Origin of the sequence: Streptomyces sp. NPDC007162, from assembly GCF_040634175.1 — a bacterium.
Taxonomy (GTDB): Bacteria; Actinomycetota; Actinomycetes; order Streptomycetales; family Streptomycetaceae; genus Streptomyces.
The window spans coordinates 1-13,874 of sequence record NZ_JBEYFC010000219.1; the positions used below are offsets into that span (position 1 = coordinate 1).

Consider the following 13,874-nt stretch of genomic DNA (forward strand, 5'->3'; position numbering starts at 1 on the left):
GGTGCCTCCTGACCGCCCGCGGCCCGCGACAGCAACCGCAGGCGTACCTGCTGTACCCCGTCCGGCAGGTGTGGGTGATGCCCGTGAGGCCCCGCCGGAGGCGGGAGTTGGTGGGCGGTGACCCGGCCGTACCTCGTGCGGTCGGCAGACCGCGACGGCCGTGAACAGAGGGTGGGTATATTGGACAAAGGGACAAATGTGGTCCGAGTGACCTGGGATTTCACAGCCGGCCCTTCCGAGGAGTAGACGGCAGGCGCTTCGGGACCCAGCGCGAGGGAAGTACCGATGAGGCCCAGATCCGTCCTCCGCCGCACCGCTTCCGCCCTCTCCGCACTGGCGCTGCTCAGCGCCTGCGGCGGCGGCTCCGGCAGCACGGTCGCGTCGAGCGGCAGCAAGCCGGTTGTCGGCGTCGACTACCCGCGCTCCGACACCGACTTCTGGGACGCGTACATCAAGTACACGCCGGAGTACGCCAGGCAACTCGGCCTCTCGCTCAGGACCACCAACTCGCAGAACGATGTCGCCAGGCTCGCCGCCGACGCGCAGACACTCATCCTCCAGGGCGCCAAGGGCATCGCGATGGCCCCGCAGAGCACCTTTGCCATCGCGCCGATCCTGGCGCAGTTGCAGGCGGCGAGGATCCCGGTCGTCACCATCGACACCCGCCCCGACACCGGCAAGGTCTACATGGTGGTCCGCGCCGACAACCGCGCCTACGGCGAGAAGGCGTGCAGGTACCTGGGCACCGAGCTGGGCGGCAAGGGCAAGGTCGTGATGCTCCAGGGCGACCTCGCATCGGTCAACGGCCGTGACCGCACCGAGGGGTTCAACGCATGCATGAAGGCGAACTACCCGGACATCAAGGTGTTCGGAGAGGTCACCGACTGGGACGGGGACGTCGCCGCGCAGAAGCTCCAGGCCGACCTGACCGCCGACCCGGACATCAAGGGCATCTACATGCAGGCCAGCTTCGCCCTTTCCAGCACACTCCACGTGCTCAGGCAGCAGGGGCTGTCGGTCGGCCCGAGGGACCCGAAGCACGTGTTCGTGGTGTCCAACGACGGCATCCCCAGGGAGCTCAAGGACATCTCCGACGGCGACATCGACGCCACCGTGTCCCAGCCGGTCGACCTGTACGCCAAGTACGCCCTGTCCTACCTGAAGGCCGCGATCGAAGGGAAGACGTTCAAGCCCGGCAGGACCGACCACGAGAGCACCATCGTGCGGGTCCGCGGCGGACTTCTGGAAGACCAGCTCTCCGCCCCGCTCGTCACCGCCGACGGCGGCACGTACGGCGGCGTCCCCAGCCTCAAGAGCACCGACACGTCTCTGTGGGGCAACAGTCTCGGCTGACCGCTCTCATCGGTGTCCGTTGCCGTGAGGACTGCGATCTCCTGCCCTCCCGGTCGCAGGGCGGCCACGGCGAGGTCCCAGGCCACCTGGTGGAACCAGGCCGACGAGGGGTCGGCGATGAAGCAGTGCGCCTGTTCGACCAGCAAGGCCGTGTCGTCGACCGGCGCGTCCGGGGCGGCGCCGACCAGGCCGCCCAGGGAGCGCCAGACCGCGAGCCGCCCGTACGCACCGAACATGCCGGTGCCGTAGGCGGGGCTGCGCACCGCCGTGGTGAGCAGCACCCGGAGCACCCTGTCGGAGGAGGCCGGGTGCAGCCGGGCCCTGGCCTCTCCCGTCGGCCACGCCGCGAGGGGCAGCCGCTCGAAGACCGCTGCGAAGTCGTCCGGTGAGACGGCGGACGCGGACCAGAACTCCTGCGCGGCGGCCACGCCGTTCGACTCGGCGAGCCAGTGCCGCACCGCGGCGCTCATGGCCTCGGCCACCTCCGGAACGGTGATGTCCACCGGATCGACCGCGGCACCGCGCCGACGCATGTCCGGCGTGACACGGAGTTCGGGTCGGTCGCCGTGCCGCTCCACCGTTGCCGGAGGCAGGGCCCACCTCCGGTCGGGGTCTGCGTGCGTCGGCCCGGGCAGCGCCCGCTCCGCCGGCAGCGGGTGGAGCGGCAGGGCGGCGAGCGGATGTTCCCGCGCCCACGAGTACCAGCTCCTGCAACAGGCAGGCCCTGAACTCGTCCGACGCGGCGGTGCCGGACCGCTCGCCGTAGACGACCGGGACGATGTCCGAAGGCCGGTGTCCCAGGGCCACCAGGTGGGCAAGGCGCCGCTCGGCCCTGGTCCGTGCGGGCTCTTCGGTCCGCAGGCTGCTCGGCAGGGACAGCAGGGCGCGCAGGCTCTGCTGTCCCGCCGTCGTGCTGAGAACCGTCTGCAACCGGTGCAGGAGGAAGGCGTGGGCGGACGAGACCTCGCCTTCATGGGCGGCCCGCCGGGCGAGCTCCGCGCCGAGCCGCGTGGCCCATGCGAAGTCTCCGGACGAGACCCGGTGCCGGATCTCTTCGCCGAGTGCGGACGCAGCCGAGAGGGCGCCGTCCATTGATGTCCTGACCCTTCCGGTCATGTCGCTGCGCATGGTGGAGTCTCCTTGCCTCATGCCCGTCGGGTCGGGGCTTGCGCCGGTCTGCGGAGCTGTCGCGATGCGCACGCCTCGGCACGCGGGCGAGACCTTGCTCGGACCATAGATCAACTCGCAGCGCTCCGGCGGCTCCTGCGGGTAGGCTCCCAGGGTGGCCGGCTCCTTCGCAGGTGAGAGCGTTTCTGGTCCCGTCATCTCGATGTCGGGGGTGAGCGTGCACCGTCGTACGACGGGTCAGGAGGTGATCCTGGACTCGGTGGACTGGACCGTGCGCAGGGAGCAGCACTGGGCGCTGCTCGGGCCGAACGGCGCCGGCAAGTCCACCATGCTGCGGCTCGCCGGAGCCCTGATCCACCCCACCACCGGGACCGTGGAGGTACTCGGTCATCGGCTCGGCAGGGTGGACGTACGGGAGTTGCGGGCTCGGATCGGCTTCGTCAACGCCGCGCAGAAGGTGCCCCTGGACGCCACCGCCCACACCGTGGTCCTCACCGGCGCGACCGGAACGGTGCAGCCCCTGTGGCGGATGTACGACCCTGCGGACCGGGAACGGGCCGCGGCGCTGCTGGCCGAGCTGGACTGCAAGGAGCTCGCGGGGCGCGCCTTCGGTGACTGCTCGGGCGGGCAGCGGGCCAGGATCCTCATCGCCCGCGCCCTGATGTCCGACCCGTCCCTGCTGCTGCTCGACGAACCGTTCAACGCGCTCGACCTCCCCTCCCGGGAGGATCTGGTGGACGCGCTGTACGGCCTGGCGACCAGTCGGCCGGTGCTGTCCACGGTGACCGTCACCCATCACCCGGAGGAGCTGCCGCCCTCCACCTCGCACGCCTTCCTCCTGAAGGAAGGCCGGGAACTGGTCTCCGGGCCCGTGGAATCCGTGCTGACCTCGGAGAACTTCACCGAGTGCTTCGGGCGGCCCATTCGGGTGGAGGCACATGACGGCCGTTGGTACGCCCGGTCCACGGCCGTGCCGCGCTCGCCTCGCTCCGGCGCCTGAGCCCCGGTCTCTTCCCTCGGTGACGGGCGCAGCCCAGGGAAAATCGCTGCAAAAGAGGGTGTGGATCAGACCGAAGTCAGGACTACCGTCACACCTGGGGCAACATCTTGGTGAACGGTGAGTGGCGTGCGGTCAGGCACGGGCACCGCTGTCGGCCGGATGGGGTGAGGGGCATGGTGGAGCCGAGGCTCGGGGTGGCCGTGGTGACCATGGGGAACCGGCCCGACGAAGTCGACGCCCTGCTCAGGTCCGTCGCCAAGCAGGACCTCGCCCCCGCCCGGATCGTGATCGTCGGCAACGGCTGCCGGCTCCCCGATTTCGCCGACCGCCTCGACCTGCCCGGCGAGGTGACCCTCGTCGAGGTCGAGGACAACCTCGGCTGCCCCGGCGGCCGCAACGTCGCCCTCGCCCGGCTGCGCGCCTTCGGTGACGTGGACGTCGTCGTCGAACTGGACGACGACGGGATGCTCGTCGACGTCGAGGTGTTCCGGCACGTCCGCGACCTGTACGCGGCCGACCCCCGCCTCGGCATCGTCGGCTTCCGGATCGCCGACGAACACGGCGAAACCCAGCGGCGGCACGTGCCGCGCGTCGGCAACGCCGACCCCCTGCGCGGCGGTTACGTCACGGGCTTCCTCGGCGGCGGTCACGCCCTGAGCATGGACATGTTGGCCGAAATCGGCGACTGGCCCGCGGAGTTCTTCTTCGCGCACGAGGAGACCGACCTCGCGTGGCGGGCCGCCGACGCCGGCTGGCGGATCCTCTACGCACCCGAGCTGCTTCTCAGGCACCCCCGTACGTCGCCCGCGCGGCACGCCGTCTACTTCCGGGTGACCGCTCGCAACCGGGTCTGGCTGACCCGCCGCCGCCTGCCGCTGCCGCTGATCCCGGTCCACCTGGGGGTCTGGATACTCATCACGCTGCTGCGCACCCGTTCGGCGGGCGGGCTGAAGGCCTGGTTCGGGGGTTTCACGGAGGGCCTGCGCGAGCCCGCGGGGGAGCGGCGCCCCATGCGCTGGCGCACCGTCTGGCACCTCACCCGACTCGGACGCCCGCCGATCATCTGAGAGGGCGGTACGTGACGTGATGTCCGTTTCGGTGCCGCCAGATCGTGTAACTGTGGAACCTTGGGTCACTTGAGGATCTCCAGCATCCGGTTCCCGAGGACCGCGGCCGAGGCCGGGTTCTGTCCGGTCACCAGGTTTCGGTCCTCGACCATGTAGGGCTCCCAGACCGGACCACGACCGAACTTGACCCCGACCTTCGCCTTCACGTCGGTCTCCAGCAGCCATGGTGCCTTGGCGGCCAGTCCGACGCCATCCTCCTCCTCGTCGGTGAAGCAGGGAGTGGTTTCGGCGGGATGCCCCACGCAACCGACTCGCCCCGCCGGTGATCTCTCCCTCCCCACCACAACCACGCTAGGCAGCTGCGCCGACCGCACGCAACCCGCGGCTCCGTCGGCGGACTCGGACTCGTCTCGCGCCGTCGGCGGTGGTGCCCTCGACCACGGACGCATCCGGTCACACGTCCAGGACCACGTCGGTCGGCTCGGCCGGCCGGGCCGCGGCCGGGGACGTCGAACAGCAGATGAGCGCGCTTCCTCCAGCGGGGGTCCCGGGACTGCGGGGCGTACTCGACGTGGCCGCAGGCAGAGCAGCGCGTCGATCTCCGCGACGGTCATCTCCTCAGACCCGAGGAGACTTCACGATCTTGTCCCCGGCCCGCACCCGCCCTTCCGTCAGCACCCGCATGGAGAGGGCCCGGGTGCCGATGGGACAGCAGCAGGGCGGCCATCTGTGGCTCGCCGAGCCGCAACCCCACGCGGTAGCACGTCAACCGGGATTGGTTGACTTCGACGACCGCACCGCCGATCTGGTGGCGGTCACCGATGCACACCTCGTCGTCGGCGAGTCGGTCCACGGTGAGGTTCTCGCCGAACTGGCCGTACGTGAAGTCGTTCCGTTCCAGGGAGTCCTGCCAATGGCGGTAGGAGCTCAACTGGTGGACCAGCACGGCACGCTACTCGCCGGCGTGCCCGGCAAGGTCACCTTGGCCGTCGCCGTCCAGGTCGAGCCGGCGCGCCATCACGGGCCCGGCGACGGGGTGCTTCCAGATGCCGCTGCGGGTGGTCCTGCCGTGCCAGGGGACGCCCCTCGGCGTGCCGACGTTCACGGCGATCAGAGCGGCCATGACCTGTGCTCCTCCCAGCTCGGCAGGGCGGTGCGTCCAGCGTCGTGCGGTCGGCCGCCGGCCGTACCCGATGAGCTCCACGCGGGCGCCGGGGCTCGGCCGGACGTAGGGTGAGAACCGGTGGGCGCAGTCGTCGTGCGCGGCCCGCCGTGAGCCGGAGACTTCCAGCGTGAGCACCTCAGCTTGGACATGCCGATGAGCTCGGAGAAGAAGGTGGCAATCGTCACCGGTGCGTCACAAGGCATCGGTGCGGCCCTCGCTGACGCGTACCGCGGGCGTGGGTACGCCGTCGTCGCGACCGCGCGGTCCATCCCCTCGTCGCACGATGCGGACGTGCTCGCCGTGCCCGGCGACCTGAGCCGGCCCGGTACCGGTGCACAGATCGTCGAGCAGGCGCTGGATCGCTTCGGTCGGATCGACACGCTGGTGAACAACGCCGGCGTCTACATGGAGAAACCGTTCACCGACTACACCGACGCCGACTACGACCTGGTGACCGGCGTCAACCTGCGCGGCTTCTTCGACGTCACGCGCAGCGCCATCCCTGCGATGCTCGCCGGCGGCGATGGCGGGCACGTCCTGTGCGTGTCGACGTCGCTGGTCGACCGCGCCAACGCACGCATACCCGCGGCGCTCACCTCGCTGACCAAAGGCGGCCTGGCCGCAGCGACGAAGGAACTGGCCATCGAATACGCGGCGCGCCGGATCCGCGCCAACGCCGTCTCACTCGGCGTCATCCGCACTCCGCTGCACCCGGACGACCCGGGCGGCACGCTCGCCGCGCTGCACCCGCTCGGGCGGATGGGCGAGATCGAGGACGTCGTCGAGGCGGTCATGTACCTCGAACAGGCCTCGTTCGTCACCGGCGAGATCCTGCACGTCGACGGCGGCCAGAGCGCCGGCTTCTGAAAGAACCGGGATCGGGAGTGATCGACTCATGCGCACGCGCAAGCAGCTGACTCCGCTCGGCGCCGTCGGTGCGGGTCTGGCGGCGGGAGTGATCGGCACCGTCTGCATGGACACCGTGCGGTTCCTGCGCCAGCGACGAGCCGGCGGCGAACACAACGCCCTGCATTGGGAGTTCGCCCCGGTTCGCAGCTGGCAGGAGGCGCCGGATCCCGGCCAGGTCGCCAAGCGCCTGGCCGAGGCCTTCACCCAGAGCGAGCTGCCGGACGGCGCGGCGTTCCCCGTCAGCACGTTCATGCACTGGGCCTACGGAGTAGGCAACGCTGCCTTCTACGGCATTGTCAGCGCCTCGCTGCGCAAGCCCCACGTCCTCTACGGGCTCCCGTACGGCGCGCTCGTGTGGCTCAGCGGATACGTGGTACTTCCGATCGCGGGACTCTACAAACCCATCTGGACCTACGATGCGAAGACGCTGGGTGATGATCTGACCGCCCACCTCGCCTACGGCGTCGGCACGAGCAGCGCTTTCTGGTTGCTGAGCAGGGCTTCCGTGTTCTCGCGGCAACTGTAGTCCGCGATCCGCGGTGACGGCGTGCCGATCGTCACCGCCGAGATGACTTACCGATACGGCCCGGACTGGACCGGACCTCGGTGCCCGAATACCGCTCGCCCGGTACAACCTTGCCGCTGGACCGACCTTCCTCGTCCGCGAGGGACCGGCCACCCGCAGCCACGACGGGTGCGCGAGGTCCGCCAGCCGTTACCCACCTTCTGAAGGCGCCTCACAACGCGATCCTGGCCGAGCGGCCCCGGCCAGTGCCTGCGTTCGGTGACTTGCGGCGACAGCCCGCGCATCTGCCGGAAGGGTGATGCCGTGAATTATTGGCTTCTTCGAGGGAATGCTGGAGCAACGCTGAATCCCGCTCATGTCAACGCCGCCTGCAGGCCTCGCGGTCAACGGGCTATGAGACCGACCTGCGGAGGTACCAGATGGCCGAGCTCCCCCCACCGCCAGAAGGAATTGTGCTGGCCCACTTCATCGTCTCGGACGATGTCGAGCGCTCTCGGCGCTTCTACACCGAAGTACTCGGCGGCCGGGTGGCCTACTCTGGCCCCGGAGGGCTGACCTATGTCGCCCTGGCCAACAGCTGGATCATCATCAATGTCGGCGGCGGCCCGACCGACGACAAGCCGTCGGTCACCCTGGCCACGCCACGCGATCCCGACCGGGTCAGCAGCTTCCTCAATATCCGGGTCAAGGACGTCCACGCCTTGTACGCGGAGTGGAGCGCCCGGGGCGCTCAGTTTCTGACACCGCCGAAACAGCACGAGTACGAGATCCGCTGCTACATCCGCGATCCCGACGGCCACCTGATCGAAGTAGGGCAGACTACCGACCCCGAGGGAGACTGGTCGCCCGCTCACTGGCCGTCAAGTACGCGCGCTGGCGATTCGGAGTGAATGCCGGGGTCCCGGCCACACTCGGCGAGTCCCACCTGCCCGCGAATCGCGGGAGATGGAAGCCCGATCTGGGCCGAGAAGAGGATCGGAATTTCAGAGAACAAGCTGTCGCAAGGTAATGCTATGCATGCAGAGGGTCATGTCTACTTCGATCCGGTCGTCAGTGGGATGACACAAGCCAGTGGGGGTGTCAGATGGTCGAGCTCCCGCCGCCCATCGATGGGGTTCTGCTGGGACACTTCATCGTCTAGGACGATGTAGAGCGCTCCCGGCGCTTCTACACCGAGGTGCTCGGCGGCACCACGATCTTCGGCGGAGTACCGACCGTCGTCGCTCTGTCCAACACCTGGATCGTCATCAACGCCGGTGGCGGTCCGACCGACGACAAGCCGACGGTCACGCTGGAGACGCCGCGCGATCCCGACCGAGTCAACAGCTTCCACCTGGTGATCACCGGCTCGACCAGCGCCCAGCGTTCGTCGGATAGGTCGCTCTTGTAGGGCTTGCGGTCACTCGCGCACCCGCCTCAACATGCCAGCCGCCCCGTGACCGGCGGCAGTGCAACAAGGCCACACTTTCCGGCACGACAGAACGGACATAATCTCTCATTCCGCCCTCTGGAAGACGGTTCCGGAAACGGGACGAGGGCCCCGGTCGTTCACCTCCGCCGACCGGAACCCTCTCGCGTCCCCGGATCCAGGCCTGCGGCGACACTCCCCCGAGTCAGCGCGACATGCGCTCGCGCCGTCGGGCCCGATCCGATGCGAAGATCACATCAAGGCTCGCCAACGGATCGCTAACATGTGGCCAGCGGTTCTCCCGGAAGTCGCCGACCAGTTGGCGCGAAGCCGTCGGAGAACTCCGGGGGCAGGCCGGAAATCCTGCGGATTTCCGGCTCCGACCGGCACGGAGAAGATGGCGGGAATCCGACCCCGACCGGATGGGATTCCGCCACGATCCACGGGCAGGATCCAGGGACCGGCGGGCAGTTCCGCCGTGCGGCGCGGTCTGCCATGACCGTGCGGGAAGGCGATGGGGCGGAGCGATGCGGCGGTACGAGCTGCGGTTCGGACTGCTGGGGCCTCCTGTTCTCGTCGACGCGGACGGCGCCCGGCCCATCGGCAGTCCCAAGGTGCGTGCGCTGCTCGCCGCGCTGCTCCTCGACGCCGGGCGGGTGGTCTCCGTCGAGTCGCTCAAGGAGGCGCTGTGGGGCGGGGCGCCCCCGGTGTCCGCGCAGGCCTCCCTGCACAACCACGTCACCCGGTTGCGCCGGCTCCTCGACGACCCGGAGCGGCTGCGTGCCGTACCGCCCGGGTACCTGCTGCGGCTGGACGAGGGTGAGCTGGACGTCGACGTGTTCGACGCCCTGGTCGTACAGGCGCGTGCGGCGCACGGGCGACAGGAGTGGGCGCCGGTGCTGGGTGCCTGCGCCGACGCGCTCGCACTCTGGCGCGGCACCCCGCTCGGCGGACTTCCCGCCGACTTCGGGGGCTACGCCTTCGTGCAGCGTCTGGAGGCGGCCCGGCTGCTCCTGCTGGAGTGGCGTTACGACGCGGAGCTCGCCCTCGGTGAGGACCGGCCGGCGGCCCTGGTACCCGAGCTGGCGGCGCTCGTCGCCGAGTATCCGCTCCGGGAGGCCTACCACCGTCAGTTGATGCTCGCCCTGCACCGGACAGGGCGGCAGGCGGAGGCTCTCGCCGTCCACCGGGACCTGCGCAACCGGCTGAGGGACGAGCTGGGCATCGAGCCGGGGGCGGGGGTCCGGGAGGCCCACGTGGAGGTGCTGAGGGGGAGCGGAGCGGTGGGGGAGGACACCTCGTACGGGAGCGCACCGGACCCCGCGCCCGGTGACGGCGGCGACGGAGTCCGCGGCGACGTCGGTGCCAGTGGTGGTGCGGGTGCCGGTGCGGGTACGGCGCGGCCGGTCGTGCGGTTCCCCGCGCCCCCTTGGGGCGCACCCGTGGACAGTCGCCCGGAAGCTGCGGACCACGATGAACCCGCGGATTCCGCCCCGGGTTCTACGCGCGGCGACTCCCCGGCACCCCCGCCCGCCCAACTTCCGCCGCCGCCCGTGCACTTCACCGGGCGCGCCGACGTCCGTGCGGAACTGTGCGCCGCCCTCGCCTCGCCGCCCGGCCCCGCCCTCGCCGTCGTCAGCGGTATGGCCGGGGTCGGCAAGAGCGCGCTCGCCCTGTACGTCGCCCATCAGCTGAAGGAACGTTTCCCCGACGGTCAGCTCCACCTCCACCTGCACGGCGCCACCCCGGGCATGCCCCCGCTCACCCCCGGTCAGGCGCTCACCGCGCTGCTGCGGGACCTCGGCGCCGACCCCCGGCACATCCCCGAACACCCCGACGCGGCCGCCGCGTTGCTGCGCTCCCTGCTGGCGCCCACCCGCACCCTGTTGCTGCTCGACGACGCCGCGAGCGCCGCTCAGGTACGGCCGCTGCTCCCGGGCGGCCCCGGCTGTGCGGTGATCGTCACCAGCCGGTCGCCGCTCACCACGCTGGACGGCGCCCGTCGTTTCCCGGTCGGGCCGCTGACCGGCGAGGAGAGTGCGGCGCTGCTGCGCGCGGTCAGCGGACGGGAGGAGATCGACGCCGGTCACCCGCTCGTCGGACTCACCGGCCGGCTGCCGCTCGCGCTGCGGGTGGTCGCCGCCCGGCTGGCCGCCCGCCGCGCCCTCACCCCGGACATGCTCGCCGGTCAACTGGCTGCCACCGAAGGCAGGTTGCACCACCTGGAATACGACGACCTGAGCGTCCGACGGTCCCTCGCCGTCGCCCACGACGCCCTCGCCGCCGCCGACCGCGTGTCCGACCGGGACGCCGCCGACGCCCTGCGCCACATCGGCGCCCTCGACCTGCCCACCTACGGCGCCCCCCTGATCGCCCAGCTCACCGGCACCGACGAGCACCGAGCCGAGGCCGCCCTGGACCGGCTGGTCGACGTGGCCCTCCTGGAGGAGACCGCGTACGGCCGGTACACCCCGCACGACCTGGTGCGGGACTTCGCCCGGGAGCTGGCCGAGGGCACCGACCGCACCGAGACCGCGCTCCGCGCCCTGCGCTGGTTCGCCGCCGCCGCCGAACTCGTCCTCGTCGCCATCCTCGAACCCGGCCTCGACCGCGGCGACCGCCGCCGTCCCACCACCGCCCAGCCTCCCGAACACCAGCCGTACGCCGCCTCCCTGCCGCCCTTCGAACGCGTCGAGCACGCCTTCGCCTGGGGCGATCTGGAGCTGGAGAACATCGCCGCCCTGGTGGCCCGGTACGCCGACACGCCGGACGTGCGGATCAGCGCCCACCTCTCCACGCTCGTCCGGCTGCTCTTCCCGTACGTCCTGCGCAGCGGCCGGGTCGCCGAGATGGAGGTGCTCGGCACGGCCGCCCTGGCCGCCGCCCGTCGCCTCGGAGACGAACCCGCCGAGGCCTACGCCCTGGGCGACCTCGCCGGGCTGCGCTTCCTGACCGGCCGCCAGCGGGAGGCCCTGGCCCTGACCGACCGGGCGCTCGTCATCTGGCGGCGGCTGGACGTGACGTCCTGGATCCGCCGCTGCCTGAACAACCGGGGCCTCCTCCTCGAAGGGCTCGGCCGGTACGAGGAGTCGGCCGAGGCACTGCGGCAGAGCCTGGACCACTCCCGGCAGCTGAACGACCCCTACGGCGAGGCCGTCACCCACAGCCACCTCGGCAACCTCTACGAGCACACCGACCCGCGGGCCGCCATCGAGCAGCACCGGCGTTCACTGGCGATCGGGGACGCGATCGGCGCCGTCATCGTGCAGCACTCGGCGCACTGCAACATCGGCTTCGCCCATCTCACCCTCGGCGAACCGGCCGCGGCCACCGTGCACTTCGAGGAGAGCCTGCGGATCCTCGGCGGGCACGGCGACTGGCACGGCGAGTCCCAGACCCGGCTCGGCCTGGTCCGCGCGCTGCGCGGGCTGGGCCGCCCGGACCGCGCCCACCAGGAGTGCACCGAGCTCCTGCGGCGCGCCGACATCCGCGCCGACCGCTACAGCGGAGGTCTCGCCCGCCACCAACTCGGTCTGCTCCTGCGGGAGCAGGGGCGTACGGGCGAGGCGTACGAAGTATGGCGCGAGGCCCTCACGGCCCTGGACGGCACGGACGAAGCCGATGTCCTCGCCGAGCTGAGGGCCCTGCTGGCCGCACGGGACTGATCACTTGGCGTCGGCATAGCACTCCACCACCGCCGTCGTGAACGGGAACCTGACCGGCGTCGGCCCGAACGTCAGCCGTCCCGCCAGGTCCGCCGCCTCCCGGATCGCCGCGACGACCGCCTCGGTCTCCTCCTGCGGGCAGTGCACCATCACCTCGTCGTGCTGGAAGAAGACCAGCTCGGCCGCCATGTCCGCGCAGGTCCGGCGCAGCGCCGCCAGCATCAGCAGGGCCCAGTCGGCGGCACTGCCCTGGACGACGAAGTTGCGCGCGAAACGGCCCCTGGCGCGGGAGTTGGTGGAGGCGTAGCCGGGAGCCCAGCCGTCGGCCGACGGCTCCTCCGTCTCCTCCTGGGGCATGCCGCCCTCTTCCGTGCCGTCGCCCGTACCGGCCGCGGGCGGGCAGGTCCGGCCCAGCCAGGTGCGCACCAGCCGGCCCTCCTCGCCCGCGCGCGCCGCGTCGTCGACGTAGGCCACCGCCCTCGGGAAGCGGCGTCTGAGCGCGGCCAGGTTCTTCAGGCCGTCGCCCGAGGTCTGGCCGTAGACCGCGCCGAGGACGGCGATCTTGGCCTGTTGGCGGTCGCCGGAGAACGCGCGGTCGGAGACGGCCTGGTAGAGGTCGGCCTCCCGGCCCGCGACCTCCATCAGACCCGGGTCGCGGGAGATCGCCGCCAGCACCCGCGGCTCCATCTGGTCGGCGTCGGCGACGACGAGCCGCCAGCCGGGGTCGGCGACCGCGGCCCGCCGGATCACCTTGGGGATCTGCAGCGCGCCCCCGCCGTTGGTCACCCAGCGCCCGGTGACCGTGCCGCCCGCGTGGAACTCGGGGCGGAACCGGCCGTCGCGCACCCAGTCCTGGAGCCAGGACCAACCGTGCGCCACCCAGATCCGGTACAGCTTCTTGTACTCCAGGAGCGGTTTCACCGCCGGATGGTCGACGGACGAGATCTCCCAGCGGCGGGTCGACCTCACCTTGATCCCGGCCTGGGCGAAGGCCTTGATCACATCGGCGGGCTGGTCGGGGCGGACCCGCCTGCCGAACGCGGCCGACACCTCGGCCGCCAGCTCGGCCAGCCGACGCGGTTCGCCGCCGCCCGCGTACCGCTCGCCGAGCAGTTCGCGCAGCACCTCGCGGTGGACCTCGGCGCTCCAGGGCACGCCCGCGCGGTTCATCTCCGCGGCGATCAGCATCCCCGCGGACTCGGCGGCGGTCAGCAGCCGCATCCGGTCCGGGTGTTCGGCCCCCTCGTGCCGCCGCTGCTGCTCGGCGTAGACGGCGAGGAGGTCGCCGAGCGCCAGAGGGGTCGTGGCGCCGTGCGGCTCGAACAGCGGGGACTGGGCGCCGGGCTCGGCCGCGCGCGGGGGTGGATCGGGCGGTACGGGACCGCCGCGGAGGCGGGCCAGGGCGGCGGCGGCCGAGTGCGGCTCACCCGACCGTCCCTCGTGGCCCAGCAGAAGTGTCTCGGCGTCCTCGATGTCGTAGCACCGCTCCACTCGCACCCCCGTGGCGAGCAGGCGCGGGTAGACCTCGGCGGTCGACCGCCACACCCAGCGTGTGACCTCCGGGCGGTCCCTGACCGCCGCGGCGAGATCGGGCTCCCGCCGCACCGGGCCGGCGGGCAGCCCGTCCGGACCGAGGGGGGCGAGATCCACGCC

At 71.3% G+C, this 13,874-nt stretch carries 12 protein-coding genes and 1 pseudogene; 8 read left to right on the forward strand and 5 right to left on the reverse strand.

Annotated elements, in window-relative coordinates:
- Positions 1–285 precede the first annotated feature (285 nt).
- The gene (locus tag ABZ646_RS24595; RefSeq protein WP_360522737.1) at positions 286–1,353 is read left to right on the forward strand and encodes a sugar ABC transporter substrate-binding protein; all 1,068 of its coding nucleotides are present in this window, start codon (positions 286–288) and stop codon (positions 1,351–1,353) included.
- 68 nt (positions 1,354–1,421) lie between these two features.
- Here the strand turns inward: ABZ646_RS24595 and ABZ646_RS24600 are convergent.
- Positions 1,422–2,679 (reverse strand): annotated as a pseudogene (locus ABZ646_RS24600) (DUF6183 family protein); the annotation flags it as partial.
- Positions 2,680–2,683: 4 nt separating this feature from the next.
- Here ABZ646_RS24600 and ABZ646_RS24605 point away from each other — a divergent pair.
- Both ABZ646_RS24605 and ABZ646_RS24610 read left to right on the forward strand, forming a co-directional pair.
- Positions 2,684–3,481, forward strand: coding sequence for an ATP-binding cassette domain-containing protein (locus ABZ646_RS24605; RefSeq protein ID WP_360522740.1), 798 nt, complete (start codon positions 2,684–2,686; stop codon positions 3,479–3,481).
- A 173-nt stretch (positions 3,482–3,654) separates the two neighbouring features.
- A complete protein-coding gene (locus tag ABZ646_RS24610; RefSeq protein ID WP_360522743.1) occupies positions 3,655–4,548 on the forward strand; it encodes a glycosyltransferase in 894 nt (297 codons plus the stop codon).
- 65 nt (positions 4,549–4,613) lie between these two features.
- Here ABZ646_RS24610 and ABZ646_RS24615 read toward each other — a convergent pair whose 3' ends face one another.
- The 3 genes from ABZ646_RS24615 to ABZ646_RS24625 form a co-directional block, all read right to left on the reverse strand.
- A complete protein-coding gene (locus ABZ646_RS24615) occupies positions 4,614–4,850 on the reverse strand; it encodes a hypothetical protein (RefSeq protein ID WP_360522746.1) in 237 nt (78 codons plus the stop codon).
- Positions 4,851–5,158: 308 nt separating this feature from the next.
- Entirely contained in the window at positions 5,159–5,494 is a 336-nt protein-coding gene (locus tag ABZ646_RS24620) for an MOSC domain-containing protein (protein WP_360522749.1), read from the reverse strand.
- Between the two features lie 6 nt (positions 5,495–5,500).
- Positions 5,501–5,848 (reverse strand): hypothetical protein, encoded by a 348-nt coding sequence (locus ABZ646_RS24625; protein ID WP_360522752.1) that lies wholly within the window; start codon positions 5,846–5,848, stop codon positions 5,501–5,503.
- Between the two features lie 18 nt (positions 5,849–5,866).
- Here ABZ646_RS24625 and ABZ646_RS24630 point away from each other — a divergent pair, with 18 nt between their 5' ends.
- From ABZ646_RS24630 to ABZ646_RS24650, 5 genes are all read left to right on the forward strand, one after another.
- Positions 5,867–6,580, forward strand: coding sequence for an SDR family oxidoreductase (locus ABZ646_RS24630; protein WP_360522755.1), 714 nt, complete (start codon positions 5,867–5,869; stop codon positions 6,578–6,580).
- Between the two features lie 28 nt (positions 6,581–6,608).
- Complete coding sequence (locus ABZ646_RS24635) at positions 6,609–7,148, forward strand: hypothetical protein (protein WP_188306453.1); 540 nt, start codon at positions 6,609–6,611, stop codon at positions 7,146–7,148.
- A 419-nt stretch (positions 7,149–7,567) separates the two neighbouring features.
- Positions 7,568–8,038 (forward strand): VOC family protein, encoded by a 471-nt coding sequence (locus tag ABZ646_RS24640; RefSeq protein ID WP_359008639.1) that lies wholly within the window; start codon positions 7,568–7,570, stop codon positions 8,036–8,038.
- Positions 8,039–8,325: 287 nt separating this feature from the next.
- Positions 8,326–8,538 (forward strand): hypothetical protein, encoded by a 213-nt coding sequence (locus tag ABZ646_RS24645; protein ID WP_360522759.1) that lies wholly within the window; start codon positions 8,326–8,328, stop codon positions 8,536–8,538.
- Positions 8,539–9,083: 545 nt separating this feature from the next.
- Entirely contained in the window at positions 9,084–12,221 is a 3,138-nt protein-coding gene (locus ABZ646_RS24650) for a BTAD domain-containing putative transcriptional regulator (RefSeq protein ID WP_360522762.1), read from the forward strand.
- Here the strand turns inward: ABZ646_RS24650 and ABZ646_RS24655 are convergent.
- Positions 12,222–13,874: bifunctional 3'-5' exonuclease/DNA polymerase (locus ABZ646_RS24655; RefSeq protein WP_360522765.1), on the reverse strand; the 1,653-nt coding region annotated here is incomplete at its 5' end.